This window comes from Arthrobacter sp. 05T45, from assembly GCF_056395875.1.
This window is the reverse complement of sequence record NZ_JBFTKI010000011.1, coordinates 25,167-51,679: the sequence shown is the minus strand read 5'-3', so window position 1 is coordinate 51,679 and position 26,513 is coordinate 25,167. Positions and strand designations below refer to the sequence as shown.

Genomic DNA, 26,513 nt, shown 5'->3' with positions numbered 1-26,513 from the left:
GGGCGCGTCCGGCGGCTTACCGGCGGCCCACCCGCCGCCGCACACCCGAGCCCTAATGCCGCAGCAGATTACCGGCGGAGGGTGAAGGAATCCGAGAAGCTGTAGCCGTCGGCGGGAATGAACCGGGCGGCAAGTTCATCCGCCGTCGCCATGACGTCCAGGGTCCCAAAGGCCGGGTCCTGGTTCTTTCCGGATGTGCTGGCGAAGTAGCGCATCTCCGGGTCCTCGGATCGGACGTTGTAGAGTCCGACGCCGCCAACGCCGACGGTGGCGAACACGGTCCCCGAGCCCTGGGCCATGGCGTCATCGGTATCGGCCAGGCATGCGGAGGCGAAGGTCGCGGGAACGAGTTCCGCGCAGCCTCCGCCCGTGGCCAGTTGATGCGTCCGCTGATAGACGTGGTCGTGGCCGGACAGGACCAGGTCCACCTGCTTTTCGATCAGCATGTTCGTGAAGTCCTGCCCGGCCTGGCAGTCGTAGTTGCCGACGCTCAGGCACGGGGTATGCATGCCCACCACCGTCCAGGGGATGTTCTGCGATTTGGCCTCGTCGATGGCGTCCGCGGTCCAGCGCCAGCGTTCGCTGTCCCTTGAGTAGTCCAGCGGCTCCCCGCCCCGGAAATCGATGCCGGGGGAAACCATGATGAAGCGGACAACCGGATTCTGCTCGGGGACATCGAGGCGCCATTGGACGCCGTATTCGCCCTGGAGGCCGGGCATCCTGTTGGGCAGGCACTGGACATACTTCTCGATGTCGCCATCCCGGCCGTCACTCTCGTGGTTTCCGGTCACCAACTGGTACGGGAAGTTCTCGCCGAGACGGGCGGTGACCATGTCGCAGAACTCCTGTTCGAGCCCGGCCTTGTATGCGAAGTCGCCCAGAGCCAGGTTCAGGTGCGGCTTGAGGCCGGCAACGGCGTCGAGCACCTTCTTGGCGCCCGAGCCTACGCCGATGTCACCCTGGGCGGTGAAATGCACGGGCTCGCCGGCCGACGGCGCGGCAGACGACGACGGCGGTGCGGTGGACGGCGATGGGGGCGACGGCGCGGGGGACGACGGCGTGCCGGGGCTCGGGCGCGGTGCGGGTTCCGGCGGCCCGGGCTGGCAGGCGGAAAGCAACAGACCCAGGCTCAGCAAGCAAGCGCCGATACCCGCCTTGCCATGTTTCCCCAGGGACCTGGCCACGATTCCTCACATCATTTGGTTGATCAGGACTGTGTAAATAGTTCTGCGAAATTCGGTGATTGGCCGGCATTTATAGGCCAGAGTAACCCGGCCGTGGAGCGAAGGCCAGAGAACGCGTCCGGCCCCGGATCGCTGGACCCGCCGTCGGAAATCCCGCCGCCGACGCGCGACGCCGACGCGCGACGCCGTCGCCCGGGGTGGCCGCTGGCGTGTCGCGCGCCGCGTGTCCCGCGTCAGGGCCGGTGGGACCTAGCCCGGGACGGGCTTCCTCGTTAGCATGCAGAGTGGGGAATACCCCGACCGCCCCGGCGGGACAGGCCCGCCACCGCTCGAAGGAGACCGTTGTGACTCTGCCCGAAGGTTTGACCCCCGGAGTGTGGACATTGGACATGTCCCACAGCGAAATCGGTTTCAGCGTCCGCCACGCGGGCATCAGCAAGGTCCGCGGCCGGTTCAACGAGGCCACCGCCGAGGCAAGGGTGCGCGAGTCGCTGGCGGACGCAAGCCTGCACGCCACGGTCAAGACGGCCAGCTTCGATTCGGGCGACGCCAACCGCGACGGCCACGTCCGCGGCCCGGACTTCTTCGACGTTGAGCAGTTCCCCGACATGACTTTTCGGGCCACCGGGATCCGGGGCGAGGGGGAAGACTATGTGCTGACCGGCGAGCTCACAATCCGTGGCGTCACCAAGCCGGTGGAGCTCGAAGTCGAGTACACCGGTGTGGCGGTGGACCCCTTCGGCGCCACCCGTGCCGGATTCAGTGCCGAGGCGGACATCAGCCGGAAGGAATTTGGCCTGACGTGGAACGCCGCCCTTGAAGCGGGCGGCCTGCTGGTCAGCGACAAGGTCAAGATCAACGTTGAGGCCGCCATGGTCAAACAGGCCGATACCTAAGCACCGATGAGGCGGGCCGAACCCGGACGGGCACCCGTGGACCGGGCTCGTGGAAACCTGTCCGGGGTTGGGCGCGAAAGTCGGGGATCTTTCCGGGTAAACAACTGATCCGAATGTCACTCCTACGGGCGAGAATTAATCCATGAAGACACTCCTGAACATCATCTGGCTGCTCTTCGGCGGCCTGTGGCTTGCCCTGGGATATTTCCTGGCCGGCGTCGTCTGCTGCCTGCTGATCGTCACCATTCCGTGGGGCCTGGCCTCGTTCCGCATCGCATCCTATGCCTTGTGGCCGTTCGGCCGCATGGTGGTGGACAAGCCCGGCGGCAACGGCATATTCACCCTGGTGGGAAATGTCATCTGGCTGCTTGTGGCCGGGATCTGGATCGCGATCGCGCACGTCGTTACGGCCTTCGCCATGGCCATCACGATTATCGGCATTCCGCTGGCGATCGCCAATCTCAAGCTCATACCCATCTCGCTGATGCCGCTCGGCAAACAAATCATCCCGAGCAACACCCCGTATGTGACCGCCTACAGCCCCGGCCGGCGCTAGGCGGCGGCAGCGCAGCCAGCAGGCCGGGGGCACTTCGCCTGTCAGTTCAAGCAATCCGAGGGAGAGGACCATGAGCCAAACGGCAAATGGCGACACGGACCTCATGCTGGTCATTGTCCGCGAGTTCAGGGCGCCGATCCAGGGTGTGTGGTCGGCTTTGACGGACCCGGACCAGGCTCCGCAGTGGTGGGGTCCGCGCGGCTTCCACGTCCCGCGTGAGAGCGTCGACGCGGACCTCGAAGTCGGCGGCCTGTACCGCGCCTGCATGATCCAGGACAGTACCGGGCAGCAATTCTGGTGGAGCGGGGTGCATACCGATGTCGAGCCGCCGCACCTGTTCGTGTTCACCCATGCCTGGGACAAGCCGGACGGAACCCGCGGCTTCGAGACCGAGGTGACGATCCGGTTGGAGGAGATCGACGGCGGCACGCAGATGACCTTCGCCCAGGGGCCGTTCGACTCCGCGGAAAGCCGCGACCGCCATGGCGAAGGGTGGCGCGAGTCGTTCGACCGGCTGGCGAATCACCTCAGCGTGGCTGCCTGAGCCGCCGGCCGCCGGTGGGAGGCCGGCACACGGCTCACGCGAGTTCGCCCTGCAGGTTCCGGCGGGCCGCGTCCAGCCACAGTGTCCGGCCGCGGTCGGTGTGGAAGAGCGGATCGAGCTGGAGCAGCTGGCGGACGACGGCGGCGCGGCCGGCGGCGAAGTCGGCGTCGCCGATGTGGGCGAAATCTTCCCTGACGGCGGCGAGGTAGCGGGCGTAGGCCTCCGGTTCCCCGCCGAGGACGGAGAGGTCGGCGTCGCTGAGCAGAGCGCCGTCGTCGTCTCCGGGCTCCGGACAGTGGTCGGCCGTCAGCAGCACCAGGCGCACCACTTCGTCCACCTCGGCGGCCGGGAGTCCGGCATGCCGGAGCCGGTCGTCGGCCAGCCGCGCCGACTCTTCCTCGTCCTGGCCTGCCACGCCGCGGTAGACGGCGTCGTGGAACCAGGCGGCCAGCAGCACGGTCCGGGGCGGAACGGCCGGATCGAACAGCAGGTCCAGGGCTTCCAGCACCGCCAGCAGGTGGGTGCGGCCGTGGTACTTCCGGTGTTCCTCGCCCCAGCGGTCCAGCAGGTCCAGGAAGAGGGCGTCGTGGCCCGGCAACGCCTCGTTCCAGCGGTTCAGGAGCGGGACCCGGAGGGCCTTGCCGCGCCGTCGGGCCGGGATCCGCAACCCGCTGGCGATCAACTTTCGGACGAGGACCCGGCCCTCCACAGGAATGGCGCCGGCCGCCACCAGGGCCTCGTACCGGGCCTCGGCGACGTCGTAGTGGTCGCCGTCGAACGCTCGCCCGGGGATGCCGGCGGCTGCGGCGAAGGCGTGCAGTTCCGCGATCGACGTGTCCGAGACCAGATGGGAAAAGTGGGTTCCGTGGGCAGGCCAGAGCGGCGGATCGACGTAGACGGCCATGGTGGCAGTCTAGCCCCGACCGCGGACACGCGCGGCCCGGACTGCGCGCACCGGTGCGGGCACCGGGAGGGCGCCGCCGTCGGGGTCATGCCGCGACGGCGGGGCCACCGCCGTTGTGGTCACACCGCGACGGCGGGTCGGATGTTCTGGTTCCCGCGGAACACGTTCCCGGGATCAAACTCGCGTTTCACTTCCGCCAGCCGGTTGTAGTTTTCTTCGCCGTAGGCCGCGCGGATCCGGGCCTGGCCTTCGTCGCCAATGAAGTTCAGCCAGACGCCCCCGGTCGCGTAGGGGGAGATGTCCTGGCGGAAGCGTTTGACCCATGCCTTCGCGTCCTGCCCGCCCTGCGGGGTGTCACCCAGGCCGAACGGGTGGCTCACCCAGTTGGCGGTCCGGTTCAGCAGCGGGGTGGCCGCGGCGGCCGGCCCGCTCACCGCCCCGCCCCAATGGGCGATCAATTGCTGGGAGCTTGGTCCCGGGAGGTTCCGGGCCGAGTCGATGATGACGTCCAGGGCGTCGTCGGAGAGTTCATCGTGGTAGTCGGCACTCCAGTAGTTGTACTTGCCCGGCGGGTCGTCCAGGGAGCACTGGAAGTCTGCGTAGCCGGTGTCTTCCACCAGGTCCACAACAGGGCCCAGTTCCCGGTATGCCCTGGCATGATCTTTGCCTTCCTCGGCATCCCCGGCGAAGACATACACGACGTACACCGCCATCTTGCCCACCATGGCCGCGGGCACGAAGGGTTCCGCCGGTGCAATCCCGTAGATGAGGGTGGCGGACTCTTCGTTGGGAGCCGCGGAGGCCAGGTCCCGGTATCCGCGGCTGAGTTCCGGGGCTGCGTCCCCCGGCCACATCAGTACCCCGGCATGCACGCGTGGCCCCAGCTGATGCAGGCCGAACGTAAACGAGGTGGCGACGCCGAAGTTTCCGCCGCCGCCGTGCAGGGCCCAGAAGAGTTCGGGATTCTCCTGGGCGCTGGCCCTCACCTGCTCGCCGGTGGCGGTGACCAGATCCACGGAGACGAGGTCGTCGCAGGCGAAGCCGAAGGCGCGCTCGAGCCAGCCGGACCCGCCCCCGAGCGTGAAACCCGCGAGCCCGGTCGTGGAGACCCGCCCGCCTGTGATGGCGAGGCCGTATTCCTGGGTGGCGCGGTCAAACTCGCCGCAGGTGAGGCCCGCGCCCACCGTGGCAGTGCGGGCCTCCGGGTCCACCCGCACGGACTTCATCGGACGAACGTCGATCACGAGGCCGCCGTCGTTCATGGACATGCCGGCCACGGAGTGGCCGCCGGCCCGGACGGCGACTTCGAAGCCGTGTGTCCGCGCGTACGCCAGCGCCTCGGCCACCCCTACCGGGTCGGCGCACGGGGCTATGACGGCCGGATGGCGGTCGATCATCGCGTTGAAGAGTCTTCGTGTTTCGTCGTACTCCGGGTGACCCGGCCTGACCCACCTCATGGCAGTGCTCCCTCGGTGACCGCGGCTCCGCCCCACTTTTCGAGCTTACGACTGCACGCCAGTTGTGGCTACGGCTCATTGCTTAGCCAGCCGCGCACTGCCGGCGCCATAGTCGCCGACACCTGTCCGCCGACCGGGTGTTCTTGTGCGGGCGGCTGGCGGGAGTGGACGGTGGTTTAGCCGCGGGCGTCGCGGACCGGGTGCTGGCTGACGATGGAAACCCGGTTGAACGCGTTCATCGTAATCGCCAGCCAGCTGACGGCGGAAAATTCTTCGGCAGTCAGGTGCCGCCTGGCCTGTGCGCCTTCATGGTCGCGGGTATGGGCGTCAGAGATGGTGGTGATGGCCTCGGCCAGCGTCAGGGCTGCACGTTCCTTTTCGGAGAACAGGGTGGTGTCGCGCCATGCGGGGAGGACGGCCAGGCGCTGGGCCGACTCGCCGTTCTTGACGGCGTCGCCCACGTGCATGTCCAGGCAAAAGGCGCAGCCGTTGATCTGCGAAATGCGGACATTGAGCAACTCGATGAGGGTGTCGTCCAGCCCGGCCTCGGTGGCGGCGTCCTTGGCTTTCAGGCCCAGCCCGTTGAGTGCGCGCCAGGCAGCGGGGTGCGCCTTGTCAAGGAATATGCTCCGGTGCCCGGAATCCTGCGGTGCCGTCGTGTCATTCATGGATTCCACAATACCGACGGGCCTCGGCACGGCCCGGAGCGGCGTGTGACAATTTTGTCAAACCTGTGACAAGCTTTGGGGGTGGGAGTGTTTGGTTCGGCGGCCGGCTCCTTGGGGGACCCGGCCGCCGGACCGCTCCTTCTGAGCCGGGCCTCCCCGGGCAGCTACTTTCGAGCCGGGCCAGACTTCGCACCGCCGAGCTCCGCTAGGCCGGGCTTCACGAGCCGGGCCGCATTAACCGGGCCACATTAACCCGGCGACTCCTTCTGAGCCGCTCCTTCCTAGCCGTGCCTTCTGAGCCGGTCCTTCCTAGCCGTGCCTTCCGAGCCGGGCCAGGCTTCGCGCCGCCGAGCTCCGCCAGGCCGGGCTTCACGAGTTGATTTTCGCCGGATCCCGCTGGGGGACATGTCCAGTTTTCAGCCAATCGTGCGGCCGCGGGAGGACATGTCCAGTGGCCACGTCCGGCAGCGGGGCACATGTCCACTCTTCAGGTCCGGGGATGGGCACAAAGGGAGTATGTCCACTGGCACGGGGCAGCGGAGGGCATGCCCGGTGGTCACACGTGGCAGCGATGGGCATGTCCAGTTTTTGGGCTATTTTGCGGAGCGGGGGAGGACATGTCCCTTGGTCACATCCGGCAGCGGAGGACATGTCCAGCCTTCAGGTCCGGGGATGGGCACAAAGGGAGTATGTCCACTGGCGCGGGCCAAGGAGGACATGTCCCGCGGACTCACGGGTAAGCAGGAGCAGGAGCAGCGCCAGCAGCAGGGGAAGCCGCCGAAGCCGCGCGGGCCAGTTCCGCCCCCGCCGCCTGCATGGCTGCCGGATCTCCGGCCACGATGATGCGGGCAAAGCTGTCTGCGTAGTCGCCAAGGTCCGGATCCACCGATCCCACCACCGCGTACACCGGCGTGGTGCCGGCACGGGCCAGGATGGCACCGATGATCTTCCCCTGGCCGGTCTGGGAATCCAGCCGGCCCTCGCCGACCACCACCGCGCTGCTGGCGGCCAGTTGCGCGTCGAAGCCCAGCAGATCCAGGACATAGTCCGCCCCTGAGACCAGGCGGGCGCCGTAACGGGCCCACATTCCGCCGGAGAAGCCACCCGCCGCGCCGGTCCGGTCCACCAGACGGGGATCGCGGCCGTAGTCCCGGGCGATCTCCGCCGCGAGCAGTTCGAGTCTGTGCGTCAGCAGCTCAACCGCGGCCGGCCCGGCTCCCTTCTGCGGCCCGAAAACGCGTGCGGCGTCGGAAAAACGCGTCGTGACATCACTCAGGATCACCAGCTCGGCACCGCGGAGCCCGCCGCGTTCCTCGATCGCGGCGATGGCGCCGGCCCCGCCGTCGGTGGTGGCCGAGCCCCCTGCCGCCACCACGATGCGGCGTGCGCCGTGCCGGGCGGCCTCCGCGATCAGGACGCCGGTGCCGTACGTGCTCGCCGTCAGCGGGTCCCGGCCGCCGGCGGAAGGCAGGTTGAGGCCGCTCGCGACGGCCAGTTCGACGACGGCGGTCCCGTCGGCGGTGAGCCCGACCGCCGCCTCGACGGGTTCGCCCCACGGCCCGACCGTGGTGACAAGGACGGGCCGGGCGTCCAGACCGCGGGCGAGGGCCTCGGTGGTGCCCTCGCCGCCGTCGGCCACGGGCAGCTCGCGGGCCGCCGCGCCGGCCGTGCGGATGCCGGCCGCGATGTGCCCGGCCACCTCGGAAGCGGTGAAGGTGCCCTTGAAACTGTCCGGGGCCACCAGGATGCTCATCGGCTCAGAACCCTACGTTTTCCCGGCCCTTGAGCTGTAGCATCTGCCGCGCCTCGTCGGGGGTGGCGACCTCAAAGTTGAGGGCTTCCAGGATGGTGCGGATCCGGGTGACCTGTTCGGCGTTGGACGCGGCGAGCTGGCCGGGACCGATCCACAGGGAATCCTCCAGGCCCACCCGGACGTGGGAGCCCATGGCGGCGCCGATCGTGGCGAGCGGCATCTGGTTCCTGCCGGCGCCCAGGATGGACCACTCGTAGTCCTCGCCGAGCAGGCGGTCCGCCGTGCGGCGCATGTGCATGAGGTCCTCGGGGTGCGCGCCGATGCCGCCGAGCAGGCCGAAGACCGACTGGACGAACAGCGGTCCCCTGGCCAGCCCGCGGCCGTGGAAGTGCGCGAGGTTGTTCAGGTGCGAGATGTCGTAGCACTCGAACTCGAAGCGGGTGCCGTTCTGGTTGCCGATGCCCAGGATGGTCTCGATGTCCTGGAAGGTGTTCTTGAAGACGAGGTCGCGGCTCTTTTCGAGCCCCTCGCGCTCCCAGTCGTGGCCGAACTCGGTGAAGCGGTCCAGCATCGGGTACAGCCCGAAGTTCATCGAGCCCATGTTGAGTGAGGCAAGCTCCGGCTTGAACAGCGCCGCCGGCTGCATCCGCTCCTCGACGCTCATGTGCGGCGAGCCGCCCGTGGTGATGTTGATGACGGCGTCGGTGTTGCGCTTGAGCTTGTCCAGGATCGGGGCGAAGTGCTCGGGGTCCTGGGAGGGGCGGCCGTCCCTGGGGTCGCGGGCGTGCATGTGCACAATAGCGGCGCCTGCCTCGGCGGCGCCGATCGCGGCGTCGGCGATCTCGTCGGGGGAGACGGGCAGGTGCGGGGACATGGACGGGGTGTGGATGGCGCCGGTGACGGCGCTGGTGATGATGACCTTGCGGGCAGCAGCCATGGGAATGTCTCCTTGGTGGGGCGGGGCAGCGTGGGTGCGGGGCGGGCGGCGGCCTGGGGCGGACCGGCTCCCCAGGCAGTTCAGTTCAGGTCAGTAGAGCTTTTCGGTGTTGCCGTCCACGGCGAGTGCCTGGCCGTTGACGTTGCGGGCCATGTCGCTGGCCACGAAGGCGGCCATGTTGGCGATGTCCTCGGCCTCGATCAGCCGGCCCAGCGAGGACTGGTTGTGGTACAGCGCGGACACCTCGTCCGCCGGCAGCTCGAGCATCCGGGCTTTGGCGGCGATCACGGAGTCGATGCGTGGGCCGTTGACGGCGCCGGGGCAGATGGCGTTGACGCGGATGCCGTCCGGGCCAAGTTCGATCGCGAGGGTTTTGGTCAGCCCGACGACGGCCCACTTCGACGCCGAATAGGCGCTGCGGCCGGCCATGCCCAGCCGCCCGGCGGCCGAGGACAGGTTCACGATAGAGGCGCCGCTGCCCTCGCGCAGCAGGGGCAGGGCATGCTTGATGCAGAAGAACTGGCCATGGATGTTGACGTCGAAGGTTGCCTTCCACGCCGCGGCGTCGAGGGATTCCAGGGGCCCGGTGGGACCGGCGATGCCGGCGTTGTTGACGAGGACGTCGAGGCCGCCCATTTCGTCCCGGACGGTGTCCATGAGTTCGCGGACCTGGCCCTCGTCCGAGACGTCGCTGACCGCGGCGAGGAGCCCGTTGACGCGGGCCTTGTCGACGGCGTCGGGGTCGATGTCGGTGACGAAGACGGTGGCGCCGAGTTCCCGGAACTTGCTGGCGATGGCCAGGCCGATGCCGTTCGCTCCGGCGGTGACGAGAATGCGCTTGGCGGTGAAATCCATGAGTAGTCCTTGCAGTGAGATGGCTTGCGGACCCGCTCCGAACGCGCGGCGGGGCGCATCCGGAACGGGCGGTGGGAGCAGTGCGTCAGTGGGCGGCCGGAACAATCGCGGGCTTCTCCGTGCCGCGCTTGAGCAGCAGGGACAGCAGCGCGCCGATGACGCACATGCCCACGATGAACCACAGGCCGGAGAGCTTGGAGCCGGTGGCGTCCTGCATGAAGCCCATGACGTAGGGGCCAAGGAAGCCGCCGCAGAGGCCGATGGTGTTGACGAAGGCGATGCCGCCGGCGAGGGCGGCGCCGCTGAGCCGGGTGGCCGGGTAGGTGAAGAGAATCGGCTGCAGGGCGAAGAAATTGAAGGCGGCGAGGCAGAAGCCGATCATGCCCAGCAGCGGCCCGCCGACGGCGCCGAGGGCGAAGCCGGCGACGATGCCGGTCATGGTGCCGGTGACCAGCATCCGGGAGCGGCGGCCGTCGGTGGCGAAGCGGGGGACCAGCAGGGCGCCCGCCGCGGAGAAGATCCACGGGATGGCCGTCAGCAGGCCGATCTGCAGCGGGCTGAGCTTGCCGTACGTGCCGATGATGGAGGGCAGGAAGTAGGACAGGGCGTAGACGGCGATCTGGTGGGTGAAGTAGACGCCGACAACGAGGAGGATCTGCTTGTCCTTCAGGACATCGCGGAGCAGGTGGTTGCCGGAGGCCGCGGCGCCGGCGGTCTCCTCGGCGGCGATGCGGGCCTCGAGATCGGCGGCTTCCTCGGCGGTGAGGAACGTCGCCATGCTGGGGCGGTCCGGGAGCTTCTTCCAGACGACGTAGGCGAGGACGCAGGCCGGGAGTCCTTCGACGAGGAACATCCACTGCCAGCCGTGCAGGCCGCCGAGCCCATCAAAGGTCAGCAGCAGCCCGCCCAGCGGGGCCCCGACAATGTTGGCGATGGAGACGCCGAGCAGGAACATTCCGTTGGCCTTGGCGCGGTCCTTGACCACGAACCACTGCGTCAGGAAGTACATGACGCCCGGGAAGAGTCCGGCCTCGGCCACGCCGAGCAGCATCCGCATGATGTAGAAGGACCATTCGCCCTGGACGAAGGCCATGCCGGCGGAGATGATGCCCCAGGTGATCATGATCCGCATGATCCAGAACCGGGCGCCGACCTTGTGCATGATCAGGTTGGACGGGATTTCGGACAAGGCGTAGGTCAGGAAGAACAGCCCGGCGCCGATGCCGTACGCGGTGGCCGAGATGCCGAGGTCGATCTCCAGCCGGTCCTTGGCCATACCGATGTTGGTGCGGTCCAGGAAGGCCATGATGTAGGCGCCGATCAGCAGCGGCATGACGCGGCGTAAGATCACGCCGTTGATTTCCTGTGGCGTGCGCATCTTCTTTGTTGCGGATACAACTGACATGGGTCGGGGTCCTTGGCTCGTGGGCGGGATAGGTGGTCAGAGCGGGCATGCGGAAAGGGCAAACGGGAGGCAGACGGCCGCGGCAGTGCGCGCGGCGCGTGGTTCGTCAGGGTCGCGGGAATGGGTAGGGCTGGCCGCGGACGGGCCGGCCCGCGTGTAGCGCGGCCTCAGCTGTCAGGAGGCGTGCAGCCGCACGTCCGCCCGACGTGCAGGCGGTGCCGGCACACTTTCGAGGTATAGGTGGCGGACGGGGAATCGATGCGTTTGAGCAGCATGGCGAACGCCTCGTTGGCCATTTCCTGCTGCGGTTGGACAATGCTGGTCAGGTTGATCAGCCCGGAGCGGCTGTGCGGCAGCCCGTCACAGCCGGCGACGGCGACGTCGTCCGGGATGCGCAGGCCGCGCGACAACGCGTATTCCATGACGCCGATGGCAAGCTCGTCGCTGCCGCAGACCACGGCCTGCGGCGGCGTTCCGGCCGAGAAGAGCCGCTCCGCCGCCAGCCGGCCGCCCTCGTTGTTCACCCTGGTGCTGATCTTCCGGTCGCCGCTGATCGTGATGCCCGCCGCGGCGGCTGTGCGGACAAACGCCTGTTCGCGGGCCAGGGAGGCCGTTGAGAACCGGGGGCCGATCACGGTGGCGATTTCGGTGAAGCCGTGGCTGAGCATGTGCTGCATCAGCGTGGTGGCTGCGGCGTCGTCGTCGATCCCGACGAAATCCGAGTCGAGGAAGTCCGCCCGGCGGGACAGGCACACGTAGGGGATGCGGGCCGCCCTCAGGGTGCGGAGCGCGGTGGCGTCGTCCCGGAGCGAGGCGGCCAGGATGATGCCATCGACGTTGCGGTGCGCGAGCGTCGAGGTGACCTGGGCGAGCACCTCCGGATCGTCCTGGGTGGTGGCGACGAACACTTCGTAGCCGGACTCCGCCGCGGCCGTAATGACGCCCTGCGCCCAGCGCGGAAACATCGGATTGATGATGTTCGGCAGGATCAGCCCGATTACCCGGGTCCGCTGCGGGTCGGTTGACTGCGACGGCTTACGGGGCCTGAAGCCGAGCTCGTTCGCCACGTGGATGATGTGGCGCCGGGTCTCGGGCGAGACGCCGCCCTTGCCGTTGAGGACGTAGGAAACCGCAGCCGAGGAAACCCCTGCGGCGCGGGCCACGGCAGCGGCCGAAACCGGCGGTACGGGGCCGTCGACGGTGGCGCTTACGGCGTGTTCGTGCATGTCCGGCCCTCCTTCGCGTCGGTTCGTTTTGCTGTGACCCCAGTTACAGTAAGGAGCCCGCCGATCGTTAAGCAACGTTAAGTCATTCACGCGGGCCGTGCAGACCGACTGCTGCCGGACATGCTCATTGTTCGCGCCCGGGCCGAGGGGACATGCCCATTGTTCGTGCCCGGGCCGGGGGGACATGTCCATTGTTTGTGCCCGGGCCGGGGGGACATGTCCATTGTTTGTGCCCGGGCCGGGGGACATGTCCAGCCGTGGGCCCGGGTGCTGGGCATGGTGGCACTATGTCCACTCTTCGGGCGCGGGGGAGGGCATGTCCCACGGCGGGCGGGGTGCCCAGGGGAGGGCATGTCCAGCGGCGGGGGTGCCCAGGGGAGGGCATGTCCCGCGGCAGTGGTGCGCGGCGGGGGTGCGCGGCAGGGGTGCGCGGCCGCGGGGCGCACGGTGGCCGCGGGCGGTCGGCCCTAGACAGGCGTTTCGCTGTCGGCAAACATGGAGCCAGCCCCCCTCTTATCAAAGTTGAGCGATGTAGACTCAACTTTGATATCAGAACCATTCCGGAAGGAGCCCTCGTTGGACGCCAAATTCACCACCAAGAGCCAGGAGGCCCTCGCTGCGGCCGCCATGAACGCCTCGACCGCGGGCAACCCGCAGCTCGAGCCCGCTCACTTGCTCAAGGCCCTCATGGACCAGCGGGAGGGCGTCGCCGTAGCGCTGCTCCGCGCCACCGGCGCCGACCCGGACGCCGTCAGTGTCCAGGCGAGCACCGCCATCAAGGCCCTTCCGTCGACCTCCGGGAGCAGCGTGCAGCAGGCGCAGTTGTCCCGGGCAGGGCTGCAGGCAATCAAGAATGCCCAGAACGAGGCCGAGCGGCTCGGGGACGCCTTTGTTTCCACCGAACACCTGCTGCTGGGCCTTGCCGCCGGGAGCGACGGCGTCGGGAAGCTCCTGCGCGAGGCCGGCGCCTCCCACGAGGCACTGCTGGCCGCCCTCCCGGGCGTCCGCGGCGACCGCAAAGTGGACAACGCGGACCCAGAGAACTCGTTCCAGGCGCTGGAGAAGTACGGCACGGACCTCACTGCGGTCGCCCGCTCGGGCAAGCTGGACCCTGTGATTGGCCGCGATGCCGAGATCCGGCGGATCATCCAGGTCCTGAGCCGCCGCACCAAGAACAACCCCGTCATCATCGGCGAGCCCGGCGTCGGCAAGACCGCCGTCGTCGAGGGGCTCGCCCAGCGGATCGTGGAAGGCGACGTGCCCGAAAGCCTGCGCGGCAAGACGCTGATCGCCCTGGACCTCGCCTCGATGGTGGCCGGGGCGAAATACCGCGGCGAATTCGAGGAGCGGCTCAAGGCTGTCCTGGAGGAAATCAAGAACTCTGAGGGGCAGATCGTCACGTTCATTGACGAGCTCCACACGGTGGTGGGTGCCGGCGCCACCGGGGACAGCTCGATGGATGCCGGCAACATGCTCAAGCCCATGCTGGCCCGCGGCGAGTTGCGCCTCATCGGTGCGACCACGCTGGACGAGTACCGCGAGAACATCGAAAAGGACCCCGCCCTGGAGCGCCGGTTCCAGCAGGTCTACGTGGGCGAGCCCAGTGTGGAGGACACCATCGGCATTCTGCGCGGCCTCAAGGAACGCTACGAGGCCCACCACAAGGTCTCCATCTCCGACTCCGCCCTCGTAGCGGCCGCGACGCTCTCCAACCGGTACATCTCCGGCCGGCAGCTGCCGGACAAGGCGATCGACCTCGTGGACGAGGCCGCGTCCCGGCTGCGCATGGAAATCGATTCGGCCCCGGAGGAGATCGACCAGCTGCGCCGCCAGGTAGACCGCCTGACCATGGAGGAACTGGCCCTGGCCGGCGAGACCGATCCCGCCTCGGTGGAACGGCTCGCGGCCCTGCGGGCGGACATGGCGGACAAGAAGGAGGAACTCGCGGGCCTGAACGCCCGGTGGGAAGCCGAGAAGGCGGGCCTGAACCGGGTGGGCGACCTGCGGGCCAAGCTTGACGAGCTCCGCTCCGCCGCGGACAAGGCCCAGCGCGAGGGGGACCTGGAGACCGCGTCCAGGATCCTCTACGGCGAGATCCCCGCCCTGGAACGGGAACTGAACGCCGCCGCCGAGGCCGAGGCGGCCGTGCCGGACAAGTCCGGGCAGATGGTGGCCGACCAGGTTACCGCCGACGACATCGCCGAGGTGATTTCGGCCTGGACCGGCATCCCCGCGGGGCGCATGCTCCAGGGCGAGAGCCAGAAGCTGCTGAACATGGAGCACGTGCTGGGCGAGCGGCTGATCGGCCAGAAGCAGGCCGTCGCCGCGGTCTCCGACGCCGTGCGCCGCGCCCGCGCCGGGATCAGCGACCCCAACCGGCCCACCGGCTCGTTCCTGTTCCTCGGCCCCACCGGCGTCGGCAAGACCGAACTCGCCAAGTCCCTCGCGGACTTCCTCTTCGACGACGAGCGCGCGATGGTGCGGATCGACATGTCCGAATATTCGGAGAAGCACTCCGTGGCCCGGCTCGTCGGGGCGCCCCCCGGGTACGTCGGCTACGAGGAGGGCGGCCAGCTTACCGAGGCCGTGCGGCGGCGCCCGTACTCCGTGCTGCTGCTCGACGAAGTGGAAAAGGCCCACCCGGAGGTCTTCGACATCCTCCTGCAGGTGCTCGACGACGGCCGGCTCACCGACGGGCAGGGCCGCACCGTGGACTTCCGCAACGTGATCTTGGTGCTCACCTCGAACCTGGGCAGCCAGTTCCTCGTGGACCCCAACCTCGACGCGGCGGCCAAGAAGAACGCCGTCATGGCCACGGTGAACGCTTCTTTCAAGCCGGAGTTCCTCAACCGGCTCGATGAAGTGGTGCTGTTCGATCCGCTGAGCGTGGAGGAGCTCTCCCGGATCGTGGAACTGCAGGTCAAGGAGCTGGGCGAGCGGCTCAAGGGCCGCCGGCTGAACCTCGAAGTTACCGAGGGTGCCCGCGCCTGGCTGGCCGTATCCGGCTTCGATCCCGCGTACGGCGCGCGGCCGCTGCGCCGCCTGGTGCAGCGCGAGATCGGCGACCGGCTGGCAAAGGCCATCCTGGCCGGCGAAATCGCCGACGGCGACACCGTCCTGGTGGACACCGCGCCGGACCTGATGGAACTCACCATGGGCGGGCTGGGGGACGGGGAGCTGACCAGCGGCGGCGCGGCCACGGGCACCGGGCTCTCGGTCCGGCGCAAGGAGTAGGCGCCGCCGGGCAAGCCTAGGGCAGCAGGGACTCCTTGATGACGTTTCCGCCGTTCGTCGCGGCGTAGCAGTCGACCCGCCGGTCGCCCATCTCCCAGCTGCGCGGGCTCGGGTAGGCCAGCTTGTAGCTCAGGTCGTAGTCGCCGGCCTTTGCCGTGAGCGGAGCCGCCTTGCAGGCATCGCGTGCCTTCTGCTTGAGCTGGTCCCGGCCGGGGTACGAGTCATCTGGCCCGTATTTTTCCACGGCGACCAGCTGCGCCGAGTGGCCGGTGGCGCAATCCACGACGGTGGACTGTTGCGCATCCGGGTCGAAGTCCTTGAAGCAGTCCCGCAGCTGGAAGTCCAGGGGGCTGACGCCCTCCAGCGGCAACGCCCCGCGGCTGGCGGGGGCGGACGCCGACGAAGCGGCGGGGGCCGGGCTGTCGTTTTCCGCGGAGGCCTGGCCGCTGCCGGCAAATGCGGCCACAGCCCACCAGACCAGAAGCGCAAGCACCACCAGGACGGCCGCGGCCGCGCCGAGCCGCTTTGGCCCCTGCCGGCGGATCCGGCGGACCAGGGGGCGTGCCCGCCGTGAGAGAGCCTTCTTGGTGCGTGAGAGCGCTTTCCTGGCGCCGGCGAACGCGGTGCCGGCAAGGGCCGGGCGCGCGGGTTTCGCCGCTGCGGGTGCCGCCGCAGGATTCGTGGGCCGCGCACGGTCGGCTGTAATGACGGGCAGGGCGGACGTCGGCGGCCTCGAGGGCGGCGGCGGGATGGCCCCGGCGTCGTTCCTTGGATTCTCTTCGGTCACTGAGAAATTCACCACTTCCGTGCGTCTTTGCCGGGGCTGGAAGCCCGGCGTAGCGGCCCTTTTCTGGGCGCACATCACGAAACTCTATCGAAGATGCGCGGCACCGCGCATGCGCCGGTGGCTCCGGCCACCGTTGCGGGAGGCGCCACACTGTCCACAGGGGGCGGGCCGGCGAGCAGTTGGCGCCGAAAGCATGTAATCTAGGTGTACGACAAATTGACCAAACATTCCGGGGCCTCACCTATCGCCAAAAGGTGACCACCTCCGGTCCAAGTACAAAAGGGGGTCACGCCATGGGGCGCGGCCGTCAAAAGGCAAAAGCTACCAAGCAGGCTCGGGACATCAAGTACTACTCCCCGAACACTGACTATTCGGCCCTCCAGCGCGAGCTCACGGGCCCGGGAAGTCGTGCCACGAGCCACTTCGCGGATGACCCGGTTGAACCGGATTATTCAGCGTATGTGGATAAGTACGCGGACGATGTGGAAGACGACGACGACGAGGTTGATTCCCGTCGCATAGGTTAGTCGACGTTTCCTTCCGGCAGTTCTCTCCGGGGGATCCATCTGGCACCGCGGTGCCAGCCAAAGATTTTCGGGCCGCCGGCCACACCTGTAACAGGCGTGGCCGGCGGCCTTTCTTGTGCCCGCAGCCTTCCGTATCCGGGCCGGCCGGCTGGCCCGCGCTGCGCCGCGGATGAGCCGGCGCTGTTGTCACCAGCGGGGCACCGGGCTACGTTGTTCGTGCCGGATTTTCCCGGACGCCACACCGATGCCCCGGAAGGACTGCCATGACCATGCGCAAAGGATTCGCCGAGGGCGAGCTCTGCTGGACAGACCTCCAGACCCCCGACGTGGAGACAGCGAAGGTCTTTTACACGGAGGTTTTCGGCTGGCGGTACGAAGACCTGCCCACTCCCGACGGACGCAGCTACGCGAAAGCCTTCCTGGGCGACGACCTGGTTACCGTGCTCGCTCCGCAGAACGCCCGGCAGGAAGCCGCGGCCGAACCGGGCCGGTGGAACGTGTATTTCGCGGTCGACGACGCCCGGGACCTGGCCGCCGAACTGGCGCATTCCCCCGGGCACCTTGAATTCGGCCCCGAGGAGATCGGTGACACCGGCGTCATGGTCTTCTTCGCCCCGCCCGGCGGCGGAACCACCGGGGCCTGGCAGGCCGGCAGCCACATCGGAGCTGGCCGGAGCCAGGAGGCGGGCACCTTGGCCTGGGCTGAACTGCTCACGCCGGAACCGCAGGCCGCCGTCGGCTTCTTCCAGCAGCTCTTCGGGCACGACGTCACCGAATACCCCCAGGACGACGGCGGCACCTACACCACGCTCATGGTGGGCGGTGCCGAGGTGGCCGGCATCGCCCGGGTTCCCGGCGACGCGCAGGACACCCTCGAGCCGGGGTGGCAGGTCTACTTCGGCGTCTCCAACGTCGCAGTGGCGGTGCAGGCTGCGGTGGCCGCGGGCGGCGTCGTGCTGATCGAACCGGATGAGATCGAGGAAGCCGGCACCATCGCCACCCTCAAGGATCCGCAGGGCGGCGTCTTCAGCCTGCTGGAGGTTTAGGACCGCGGCTTGATCGGATCGAGTGCTTCCCACCGGCTCCCTCGCCTCGCAAGCTCGGCCAGGGAACCCTGCCGGCGTGGGACCGGCTGCCGTTTTGAGACCTCAAAACGGCTGGGGAGCACTCGACGTGGGTCGGGCCCGTTTAGGCGTAGGCGTTGACCAGCCGGACGGCGCCGCCGTCGACGCCCTTGGCGCCCTGGACGTAATCCGGGCCGGTCTTGAGGGCCGCATCCGAGTTCTGCTCGACGGTGCCCATGATCCAGGACGGCAGGCCGCGGTCGTTGAGCCGGTTCACGGCGGCGTCGGCCGCTTCCGGCGAAACAATGGCGACCATGCCCACGCCCAGGTTCAGGGTGCGCTCGAGGTCGGCCAGCGGGACGTTGCCGAGCTCGGAAACCAGCTTGAAGATGGCCGGGAGCTCCCAGGTGGAGCGGTCGACGGTGGCCAGCAGGCCCTGCGGGAGGACGCGGGCGAGGTTGGCTGCGAGGCCGCCGCCGGTCACGTGGCTGAAGCCGTGGACGGCCTTGCCGCCCGCGGAGCCGTTCACCGGGAAGGTGCGGGCGAGGTCCAGGCAGTCCGCGGCGTAGACGCGGGTGGGCTCGAGGAGCTCCTCGCCCAGGGTGCGGCCTAGCTCGGAGACCTGGCGGTCCAGGGCCCAGCCGGCGTGGTTGATGACGCGGCGGACCAGTGAGTAGCCGTTGGAGTGCAGGCCGGAGGAGGCCATGCCGATCACCACGTCGCCGGCGCGGACGCGGTCCGGGCCGAGCAGCTGGTCGGCCTCGACAACGCCGGTGGCGGCACCGGCGACGTCGTACTCGTGTTCCCCGAGCAGGCCGGGGTGTTCGGCGGTTTCGCCGCCCACCAGGGCGGTGCCGGCGACCGAGCAGGCGGCCGCGATGCCGCGGACGATGTCGGCGATGCGCTCCGGGACCACCTTGCCGCAGGCGATGTAGTCGGTCATGTACAGCGGCTCGGCGCCCACGACGACGATGTCGTCCACCACCATGCCGACGAGGTCGTAGCCGATGGTGTCGTGGATGTCCATGGCCTGAGCGATTGCCACTTTGGTGCCGACGCCGTCGGTGGAGGTGGCCAGCAGCGGGCGCCTGTAGGTAAGCAGCCGGGAGACGTCGTAGAGGCCAGCGAACCCGCCGACGCCGCCTATCACCGAGGCGTTGTGGGTGGCCTTGACGGCGTCCTTCATGAGTTCGACGGCGCGGTCTCCCGCTTCGACGTCGACGCCGGCGGAGGCGTAGGTGATGCCGGCGTTCTGGGCGGCGTTCATGTCAGCGGCCGGGGAGGCGGAAGTCATACTGGCTCTTTCTTGTCGGCTGTGGTGACGCGGTCGGCATCGGTGAGCAGTTCTTCGAATTCGGAGTCCGGCCCCGGATCGCAGCCGGTGGCGCCGGCCTTCTCGGCCGGATCGTCGGCGATGGAGGTGCCGGGTTCGGCGTCGGAGGCGGCACCGGAGGGCGCCGCGGCGGAATCAGCCGCGCCGGCGGCGGTTGGGAGGCCGCCGAGGTCGGTGCGCTCGAGCAGGTTCTTGCCGAGCTTGTCAGCGCCGGGCAGCTCAATCGGGTACTTGCCGGTGAAGCAGGCGGTGCAGAGACGCTCGCGCGGCTGGCGGGTGGCGTCGATCATGCCGTCTTCGGAAATGTAGGCGAGCGAGTCGGCGCCGATGGCCTGGGTGATCTCGTCGATGGTGGCGCCGTTGGCGATCAGTTCCGCCCGGGAGGCGAAGTCGATGCCGTAGAAGCAGGGCCACTTGACCGGCGGGGAGGAAATCTTGATGTGGACGCTTGCGGCGCCCGCCTCCCGGAGCATCCGCACGATGGCGCGCTGGGTGTTGCCGCGGACGATCGAGTCGTCCACCACGACGACACGCTTGCCGCGGATCACGGATTCGAGGGCGTTGAGCTTGAGCCGGATGCCGAGCTGGCGCAGCGTCTGCGAGGGCTGGATGAACGTGCGGCCCACGTAGGAGTTCTTGACGAAGCCGTGCGCGAAGGGGATGCCGGATTCTTCGGCGTAGCCCACCGCCGCGGGGGTGCCGGATTCGGGCACGGGAATGACGATGTCCGCTTCCTGGGTGTTTTCGCGGGCCAGCTGGCGGCCCATTTCGACGCGGGATTCGTACACCGAGCGGCCCGCAATGGAGGCGTCCGGGCGGGCGAGGTAGACGTATTCGAAAACGCAGCCGGCCGGCGTCGCCTCGGCGAAGCGCTGCGAGCGGACGCCGTCCTCGTCGATCGCGATGAATTCGCCGGGTTCGATTTCGCGGATGAAACTGGCGCCGACGGTGGCGAGGGCGGACTGCTCGGAGGCAACCACCCAGCCGCGTTCAAGCCGGCCCAGGCACAGCGGGCGGATCCCGTAGGTGTCGCGGGCCGCGTAGAGGGTGCCCTCATCCATGAAGACGAAGCAGAAGCCGCCCTTGATCTTGGGAAGCAGCTCCATGGCCGTCTGCTCCAGGGACTTGCCCTCTTCGCCCTCCAGGAGCGCGGTCACCAGCGCGGTGTCGGACGTGTTGCCCTGCTTCATCTCGCCGCTGAGGTTTCCGCCGTTGCGGTCCTCGATCATCGCCTTGAGCTCGGCCGTGTTGGTCAGGTTGCCGTTGTGGGCCAGGGCCACGGTGCCCGTGGACGTCGCGCCCAGGGTGGGCTGGGCGTTGGCCCAGTGGCTCGCACCGGTAGTGGAATAGCGGCAGTGGCCGACGGCCAGGTGCCCGGTCAGGGTGTTCAGCGTGGTCTCGTCGAAGACCTGGGAAACGAGGCCCATGTCCTTGTAGACGTTGATCCGCTTGCCGTCGCTGGTTGCTATGCCAGCCGACTCCTGACCGCGGTGCTGCAGTGCATACAGCCCGTAGTAGGTGAGTTTTGCTACTTCTTCACCGGGTGCCCAGACCCCAAAGACGCCGCATGCGTCCTGAGGGCCTTTTTCGCCTGGGAGAAGATCATGAGAAAGTTTTCCATCGCCGCGTGCCACTGGTCGATTATCTCACGATGTGCGCTAAGACTTTTCCGGCGGCCGGTTTATGACCTGACGCCCTTCAGCGGAGGTTCCCGTCGCGGCCCTCGTCGTCGTCGGCGTCCGGTGCGGATTCGACGACGGCGTGCTCGGCGCGGCGGACGCTCCGCCGGTCCAGGACCAGGGCGATCGCGGCACCCACGATGACGCCGCCGGCCGCGCAGAGGACCATGAAGAAGCCGAAGACCGAGGAACGGTCGAAGCTCGGGTCACCGGGCAGGGCGAAGGCGATGATGGCCGCGACGGCCACGCCCAGGAGCCCGCCCAGGATCAGGAAGGGCACATATTTCGGGGCCCGGCGGACGGTGACCTCGCGGCGCTCCGGAACGCCGCCCTGAACGTTGCCCTGTGCCGGTTCCCGCTGGGGGTCGTTGCCTGCTGTGCCGGGGGTTTCGTGGGGAGACATGCCGTTAAGCCTACTGCCCTTCGACACATTGCCGCGGACCGCATCCCAGAGCAGACTAGGGCTAGGTACAGACGAGCTAAGGATCCGCCATGTTAGCCTCAGCCGACAGTGTTCGTGAGGAGCAGCGCTTGCTCTGGGATGAGTTCTCGGCGGGCTGGAAGAAATGGGACGCGGAACTGCTCGGCTGGCAGGCCCCGTTTGGCGACGCCCTCCGCCAGGAGCTCCGGCTCCGCCCCGACTCAGTGGTGCTGGACGTCGCGGCAGGCACGGGGGAGCCCGGCCTTAACGTGGCCGCCCAGGTGCCGGAAGGCCGTGTGGTCCTGACTGACATTTCGGCCGGAATGCTTCGGGTGGCCGAAGAGAAGGCATTGGCCCGGCGCCTGAACAACCTGGACTTTCAAGTGTGCGATTCGGCCGCCCTGCCGTTCCGCAACAACACGTTCGACGCCGTGTACAGCCACTTCGGTTTGATGTTCTTCCCGGTGATGTCCGCGGCCATGGCAGAGATGGCGCGCACCGCGAGGCCGGGCGCCCGGGTGGGCGCCGTCGTCTGGGGACGCGCGGCCGCAAACCCCTGGGCCAGCCTGATCCTGGGCACAATTGCCCGGCACCGGGAACTGCCCATTCCGCCCGCCGAGACTCCCGGGCTGTTCCGCTGCGCACCAGCCGGTTTCATGACCCGCATGTTCAAGGAGGCCGGGCTGGCCGAGGTGGCCGAGCACCAGGTCAGCACCGACCTGGTGCACGAATCCCCGGAGAGCTACTGGGAGTTCATGACCGACATCGCGACCACCGTGGCGATGGGCCTGGCCAAGGCGGACGCGGAGTCGCGGGCCCTGATCCGCTCGGATGTGTTCGCTCTGCTGGGCCGCTACGAGCACGACGGCGCGATCCGGCTCCGGTCCACCGCCACCGTGGTGGCGGGGACCAAGGTGTAGCCGGCTGGCGTCCCGGGCCCGTTTTCGCGGCGTTTTCGGACAGGGGCTGCGGTTTCGGACGGGCGCGCCGGGGATCCGCGCTGCACGGGTCCGATTTCGTAGCGAATTCCCGGGAACGTGGCGGGATCAGCGCCCACAGGCTGGGAGCGGCTGCCGGGGAACGCCGGCGTCCGCAAGGAATGCGGAGAATGATCCGGGATTGGCCAGCTCCGACCATGTCCAACGGATCACCCGGCGGCCGGTGGCACGAATCCGGTCCTCCCGGCGTTTCTCGTCGGTGAGGGCCTCTGCTGGCGTCCGGCCCTGGAGATACTCCGCCTTGCGGTACTTCACGAGGCCGTCGAACTCTCCGCAAAGCTGATCATCGGGCCAGTCAAAGTCAGTGAACGTCACTAGCCCCCGGGCATCACGAATTTCGACCTGAAGAAGGGGGACCCGGAAGCCGAGCCGATGCATCAGGGCGCGGCTCACCGATTCTCCAGGGGAGCCGGACGCAGGATCAGCAAACTGCAGGGCGGTCCGGATCCGCCGGGCCGCTGCTGCCGTGTAGTTGCCGCCGATGCCGGCGTCGAGTTCCCCGCGGCTGAGCGGTGCCAGGTTGCCAGGCCGCGGCCCCAGGACATGGTCGAATACGGCGACGCCCTGCTCAAACGATTCGAAGGCGGCCAGGTCCAGTGCTGTCCGGACACGGTCTGTGACCAGGAGCCCGTGACGTTTCTCGATCTGCACCGAGCCCAAATCGACCAGATGCCGGCGGACCCCGGCGCGCGAGCGCCCGCCGCCGCCGTCGGACGTGCAGGCATGCACCAGATGGCTGTGGCCCAGAACCGGCATGTCCCACAGCACAGCGGAGGACTGGCGGCAGAAGACGGTCCGGCTCCGCAATGTGGAAGCAGCCGCCCGGATGAGGACCCGATTCCTGTCCCACGGCGGCAGCGCCTCCCACTCCTGTTCCCGGACGTACACTCCCTGCCTGATGCGCCGGAGCTGCCCGGCTTTCGCCTGCCGTGCAAGGCCCCGCGCGTCCTGGCCGAGGCGCGCGAGGTCGCTGCTGAGAATCAGTCGGGGTAGGTCCATGCCCCGATGGTGGCCCGCGCTGCGGGGCCGGACAACCACCTGCGGGGCGGATGTGGAAAACTACTCCGCTGCGGCTTCGGACCGGCGCGCAGCTATGGGAACCGCGCGCCGCGGATCCGTGCTGCATCTGTCCGATTCCGCCGCGGTGGTCCGAATCCGCCGCGAGAACGCCGCGGGAACGCCGCGGGAGCGGTGCAGCGTTAGACGCCCAGTGCTTCCTTCAGCGACGCCACGTGGCCCTGGGCCTTGACCTGGTACTGCGCCAGTTTGACCTTGCCCTCGGGGTCCAGCACCACGGTGGAGCGGACGATGCCCTCCGTGACCTCGCCGTGGACCAGCTTCTCGCCCCACGCGCCGTAGGCGAGGGCCACGGCGTGGTCCTCGTCGGCCAGGAGCGGGAAGGTCAGGGCGAAGTCGCCGGTGAAATGGGCCAGGGCATCGGGGGCATCGGGGGAGATGCCCAGGACCTCGTAGCCGGAGCCCTGCAGGGACGCGAGGTTGTCGCGGAAATCGCACGCCTCGGTGGTGCAGCCGGGGGTTGCCGCCTGCGGGTAGAAGTACACAATGACGTTCTTGCCGCGGTAGTCGGCCAGGGCAACCGGCTTGCCTTCGGCGTCAGGCAGGGTGAAATCCGGGGCCGGGGTGCCCGGCTGAAGCTTGACGGTCATGTTTGCGCTCATGATGATCCTTCGGGGGTGGACAACGGGTCTGTGATGCACAACATCGTGGATCGAGGCTGTATTCCGCCGCCTGGGCCTGCCCGGGACCCGTCCGGTCAGGCCTGGGGGACCCGCCGGCCTGACAGCTATTTCATAGCTCGGGCATAGCTGCCGTGGCTAGCTTGGAGCCATTATGGAACAGCAGACTCCACGGCAGCGACGATTCGGATCCCGGCGCACGGCCACGGGACGGCAGCCGACGCCTGGCCGGGTCCGGGCCATGGCCCTGGCGGCCGGTGCCGCAGCGCTGGCGGTCGTGCTGGCCGCGGGCATCTATTCCTCCGCGGAAGCCCGTTCGACGGCGGTGAATCCCACGACGGCGTCTGCCACGCCGTCTGCCGCGCCGACGGCGGAGGCCAGCGCGTCGCCGTCGGCCAGCCCCGATGCGGCGGCCCAGGCATCCGGACCGGCGCCGGGAACGGTGGAGGAGGCCCTGGATGCGCGCATCAAGGCCATTCTCGATGCCAACAGCCAGTTCCAGATCGGCGTGGCGCTGGTCGACCTCGCCCAGGACCCCGGCGCCGCGGACGTCCACGAATACGGGGTCCGGGAGGAGTTCGTGGCGGCGAGCACCGCCAAAGTGCTGGCCGCGGCGGCTTACTACCACCTGGTCGAAACCGGGGCGGCCAGCCTCGATGACCCTTTAGGGAGCTACACCGCCGGCTTCCAGCTCCGGGAGATGATCCAGCAGAGCGACAACGACTCGTGGTCGCTGATCATGGATGCCGTGGGCCACGAGGAGCTGACGGAGTACGCGGCATCGCTGGGCGTGAGCTATGACCCGGAAATCAACACGCTGACACCGGCGGAAATGGCGACGATCCTGGCGGGGGTCTACTCCGGGACGCTCCTGAACGCCGGGGACACCGCCGAGCTGTTGTCCTATATGCAGGACACCAACTACGAAACGCTCATTCCCGCCGCCGTTCCGGAAGGGATCACGGTCTTCCACAAGTACGGGCTCCTGGGCGGTGAGCTGCACGACGCCGGCATCCTCGCCCGGGACGGCACCGCATACGCGCTGGTCATCTACACCAAGGGCCAGGACCTGAGCGACGTCCCGGAACGCACTGAAGTGATCCATCAGCTGACGCAGGCGGTGGCGGGCGCCCTCTTCTAGGCCGTTTCCAGCCCGCGCATGTCCGGGTCCGCCCGCATGGCGTCCGAGCCCCTAGATGCCAAGCTCCTCCCGCAGCGCCCGCACGTGGCCCTGCGGACTGACGTGGTATTGCGCCAAGACCACGTTGCCATCGGGACCGACAACCACGGTGGACCGGACCGTGCCTTCGCGGACCTCGCCGTCCATCAGCTTCTCGCCCCAGGCGCCGTACGCGAGGGCCACAGCGTGGTCTTCGTCCGCGAGCAGGGGGAACGTGAGCGCATGCTCCGCGGCAAAGGCGGACAGGGCCTCCCGGGCGTCGGGTGAGATGCCAAGGACCTCGAAGCCTGCGCAGTGGAGGGCAGCGAGGCTGTCTCGGAAGTCGCAAGCCTCGGTGGTGCACCCGGGAGTGGCTGCGCGGGGGTAGAAGTAGATGATGACGCTTTTGCCGCGATAATCGGCCAGGGAGATCCGGCGGCCCGCAGCATCTGGCAGCGTGAACCCGGGTGCTGGATCTTCGCTGTGCAGCTTAGTGATGGCGTGCAGCTTGGTGGTGACGGTGGATTGCATGCAGTTCCTTCGATCGAGGGTCGGGATGGTTGTGGCAGCGGAGCTCAGATGCTGTATTCCGCTGGTCCGCGGACCGTCGCCCGCGGACCGGGGACGAAGCGGTAGCCGCCGCTGCGGACGGTGACGACGGCGTGCCGGCAGCCCTTGAGTTTCCGGCGCAACCGGCCGACGTACACGTCGATGGACCGGGTTGCCGCGCCCGGGGTGTCGAACGCGTCGAGGCAAAGCTGCAGCTCCTGCCGGCTTACCGTGCGGGAGCAGTTCTGCACGAGACATCTCAGAAGCGTGAACTCCAGATCCGTCAGGGGCACCCGCTCTCCATCCAGCCTGGCGTCTCCGGCCGCGAGGTCGACGGCGAGCCGGCTGATGCTGCCGGGGACGGGCTCCAGGCCCGCCCCGCCGGTGTCCCCGGCGGGATCTGCTGTTCCCGCCGGGGTGCCGTCGTCTCCGGGGGACCGGACGACGGCGGATGTTGCGGCTCCGGCGGCGGGCCTAAAGTGGACTTCCGCCTCCGGGGCACATCTGAGGGCGCGGCCGAGCACGAGTTCGGCCGCGCGGGCCAGGCACACCGGGTCAATGTCGGAGTCGTCCGGCACCGTGACCCAGACCGCCAGTCCCTTCGCGGTGAGGCCGGCCTGCCGTGCCTGCCCGTTATGCCGGGCCGGTCCGTGAACGGCGGGCGGGGTGCCGGCCACGGC

At 68.5% G+C, this 26,513-nt stretch carries 25 protein-coding genes; 8 read left to right on the top strand and 17 right to left on the bottom strand.

Annotated features, from left to right (window positions below; translation table 11 throughout):
• Positions 1–68: 68 nt before the first annotated feature.
• Positions 69–1,118, bottom strand: a complete 1,050-nt coding sequence (locus AC1DGD_RS12450) for a metallophosphoesterase (protein ID WP_476856988.1) — start codon at positions 1,116–1,118, stop codon at positions 69–71.
• Between the two features lie 410 nt (positions 1,119–1,528).
• Here AC1DGD_RS12450 and AC1DGD_RS12445 point away from each other — a divergent pair, with 410 nt between their 5' ends.
• The 3 genes from AC1DGD_RS12445 (at position 1,529) to AC1DGD_RS12435 (ending at position 3,180) form a co-directional block, all read left to right on the top strand.
• Positions 1,529–2,080 carry a YceI family protein gene (locus tag AC1DGD_RS12445; RefSeq protein WP_476856987.1) on the top strand — a complete coding sequence of 184 codons (552 nt, stop codon included), beginning with the start codon at positions 1,529–1,531 and terminating at the stop codon, positions 2,078–2,080.
• A gap of 142 nt (positions 2,081–2,222) precedes the next feature.
• Positions 2,223–2,636 carry a YccF domain-containing protein gene (locus tag AC1DGD_RS12440; protein ID WP_476856986.1) on the top strand — a complete coding sequence of 138 codons (414 nt, stop codon included), beginning with the start codon at positions 2,223–2,225 and terminating at the stop codon, positions 2,634–2,636.
• Positions 2,637–2,706: 70 nt separating this feature from the next.
• Entirely contained in the window at positions 2,707–3,180 is a 474-nt protein-coding gene (locus AC1DGD_RS12435; protein ID WP_476856985.1) for an SRPBCC family protein, read from the top strand.
• A 34-nt stretch (positions 3,181–3,214) separates the two neighbouring features.
• Here the strand turns inward: AC1DGD_RS12435 and AC1DGD_RS12430 are convergent, their stop codons facing one another.
• The 8 genes from AC1DGD_RS12430 to AC1DGD_RS12395 all read right to left on the bottom strand — a co-directional run bounded on the left by AC1DGD_RS12430 (position 3,215) and on the right by AC1DGD_RS12395 (position 12,385).
• Positions 3,215–4,084, bottom strand: a complete 870-nt coding sequence (locus tag AC1DGD_RS12430; protein ID WP_476856984.1) for a DUF4031 domain-containing protein — start codon at positions 4,082–4,084, stop codon at positions 3,215–3,217.
• Between the two features lie 119 nt (positions 4,085–4,203).
• Positions 4,204–5,541: an FAD-binding oxidoreductase gene (locus AC1DGD_RS12425; RefSeq protein ID WP_476856983.1), complete on the bottom strand. Its 1,338-nt coding sequence runs from the start codon at positions 5,539–5,541 to the stop codon at positions 4,204–4,206.
• Positions 5,542–5,717: 176 nt separating this feature from the next.
• The gene (locus AC1DGD_RS12420; protein WP_476856982.1) at positions 5,718–6,209 is read right to left on the bottom strand and encodes a carboxymuconolactone decarboxylase family protein; all 492 of its coding nucleotides are present in this window, start codon (positions 6,207–6,209) and stop codon (positions 5,718–5,720) included.
• Positions 6,210–6,939: 730 nt separating this feature from the next.
• The gene (locus AC1DGD_RS12415) at positions 6,940–7,962 is read right to left on the bottom strand and encodes a glycerate kinase (RefSeq protein WP_476856981.1); all 1,023 of its coding nucleotides are present in this window, start codon (positions 7,960–7,962) and stop codon (positions 6,940–6,942) included.
• Positions 7,963–7,966: 4 nt separating this feature from the next.
• A complete protein-coding gene (kce, locus tag AC1DGD_RS12410) occupies positions 7,967–8,899 on the bottom strand; it encodes a 3,5-dioxohexanoate:acetyl-CoA acetone transferase (protein WP_028275471.1) in 933 nt (310 codons plus the stop codon).
• Between the two features lie 90 nt (positions 8,900–8,989).
• Positions 8,990–9,754, bottom strand: a complete 765-nt coding sequence (locus AC1DGD_RS12405; RefSeq protein ID WP_476856980.1) for an SDR family oxidoreductase — start codon at positions 9,752–9,754, stop codon at positions 8,990–8,992.
• A gap of 85 nt (positions 9,755–9,839) precedes the next feature.
• On the bottom strand, positions 9,840–11,159 hold the full coding sequence (locus AC1DGD_RS12400; protein ID WP_476849780.1) for an MFS transporter: 1,320 nt from the start codon (positions 11,157–11,159) through the stop codon (positions 9,840–9,842).
• Between the two features lie 167 nt (positions 11,160–11,326).
• Positions 11,327–12,385 (bottom strand): LacI family DNA-binding transcriptional regulator, encoded by a 1,059-nt coding sequence (locus tag AC1DGD_RS12395; protein WP_230008957.1) that lies wholly within the window; start codon positions 12,383–12,385, stop codon positions 11,327–11,329.
• Between the two features lie 576 nt (positions 12,386–12,961).
• Between AC1DGD_RS12395 and clpB the strand changes: the two genes are divergently transcribed.
• On the top strand, positions 12,962–15,619 hold the full coding sequence (clpB, locus tag AC1DGD_RS12390; protein WP_476856979.1) for an ATP-dependent chaperone ClpB: 2,658 nt from the start codon (positions 12,962–12,964) through the stop codon (positions 15,617–15,619).
• A 16-nt stretch (positions 15,620–15,635) separates the two neighbouring features.
• Here the strand turns inward: clpB and AC1DGD_RS12385 are convergent, their stop codons facing one another.
• Positions 15,636–16,406, bottom strand: coding sequence for a septum formation family protein (locus AC1DGD_RS12385; protein WP_476856978.1), 771 nt, complete (start codon positions 16,404–16,406; stop codon positions 15,636–15,638).
• A 293-nt stretch (positions 16,407–16,699) separates the two neighbouring features.
• Here AC1DGD_RS12385 and AC1DGD_RS12380 point away from each other — a divergent pair, with 293 nt between their 5' ends.
• Both AC1DGD_RS12380 and AC1DGD_RS12375 read left to right on the top strand, forming a co-directional pair.
• Positions 16,700–16,933, top strand: a complete 234-nt coding sequence (locus AC1DGD_RS12380; RefSeq protein WP_018774150.1) for a DUF3073 domain-containing protein — start codon at positions 16,700–16,702, stop codon at positions 16,931–16,933.
• Between the two features lie 263 nt (positions 16,934–17,196).
• Positions 17,197–17,979, top strand: a complete 783-nt coding sequence (locus tag AC1DGD_RS12375) for a VOC family protein (RefSeq protein WP_476856977.1) — start codon at positions 17,197–17,199, stop codon at positions 17,977–17,979.
• A 142-nt stretch (positions 17,980–18,121) separates the two neighbouring features.
• Here the strand turns inward: AC1DGD_RS12375 and purM are convergent, their stop codons facing one another.
• The 3 genes from purM to AC1DGD_RS12360 form a co-directional block, all read right to left on the bottom strand.
• Positions 18,122–19,291 (bottom strand): phosphoribosylformylglycinamidine cyclo-ligase, encoded by a 1,170-nt coding sequence (gene purM, locus AC1DGD_RS12370; RefSeq protein ID WP_476856976.1) that lies wholly within the window; start codon positions 19,289–19,291, stop codon positions 18,122–18,124.
• On the bottom strand, positions 19,288–20,964 hold the full coding sequence (gene purF, locus AC1DGD_RS12365; protein ID WP_476856975.1) for an amidophosphoribosyltransferase: 1,677 nt from the start codon (positions 20,962–20,964) through the stop codon (positions 19,288–19,290). Before purF ends, purM begins: the two co-directional genes overlap by 4 nt.
• A gap of 64 nt (positions 20,965–21,028) precedes the next feature.
• Entirely contained in the window at positions 21,029–21,412 is a 384-nt protein-coding gene (locus AC1DGD_RS12360) for a hypothetical protein (RefSeq protein WP_476856974.1), read from the bottom strand.
• Between the two features lie 89 nt (positions 21,413–21,501).
• Between AC1DGD_RS12360 and AC1DGD_RS12355 the strand changes: the two genes are divergently transcribed.
• A complete protein-coding gene (locus AC1DGD_RS12355; RefSeq protein ID WP_476856973.1) occupies positions 21,502–22,350 on the top strand; it encodes a class I SAM-dependent methyltransferase in 849 nt (282 codons plus the stop codon).
• Positions 22,351–22,476: 126 nt separating this feature from the next.
• On the opposite strand, the gene AC1DGD_RS12350 is transcribed toward AC1DGD_RS12355, so the two are convergent.
• Both AC1DGD_RS12350 and bcp read right to left on the bottom strand, forming a co-directional pair.
• Positions 22,477–23,427: a hypothetical protein gene (locus AC1DGD_RS12350; protein WP_476856972.1), complete on the bottom strand. Its 951-nt coding sequence runs from the start codon at positions 23,425–23,427 to the stop codon at positions 22,477–22,479.
• 200 nt (positions 23,428–23,627) lie between these two features.
• Positions 23,628–24,107, bottom strand: a complete 480-nt coding sequence (gene bcp, locus AC1DGD_RS12345) for a thioredoxin-dependent thiol peroxidase (RefSeq protein ID WP_223913421.1) — start codon at positions 24,105–24,107, stop codon at positions 23,628–23,630.
• Between the two features lie 172 nt (positions 24,108–24,279).
• Here bcp and AC1DGD_RS12340 point away from each other — a divergent pair, with 172 nt between their 5' ends.
• A complete protein-coding gene (locus AC1DGD_RS12340; protein WP_476856971.1) occupies positions 24,280–25,266 on the top strand; it encodes a serine hydrolase in 987 nt (328 codons plus the stop codon).
• A 51-nt stretch (positions 25,267–25,317) separates the two neighbouring features.
• On the opposite strand, the gene AC1DGD_RS12335 is transcribed toward AC1DGD_RS12340, so the two are convergent.
• Entirely contained in the window at positions 25,318–25,815 is a 498-nt protein-coding gene (locus AC1DGD_RS12335) for a peroxiredoxin (protein ID WP_230007850.1), read from the bottom strand.
• A 44-nt stretch (positions 25,816–25,859) separates the two neighbouring features.
• Positions 25,860–26,510, bottom strand: a complete 651-nt coding sequence (locus AC1DGD_RS12330; RefSeq protein ID WP_476856970.1) for a winged helix-turn-helix domain-containing protein — start codon at positions 26,508–26,510, stop codon at positions 25,860–25,862.
• Positions 26,511–26,513 lie beyond the last annotated feature (3 nt).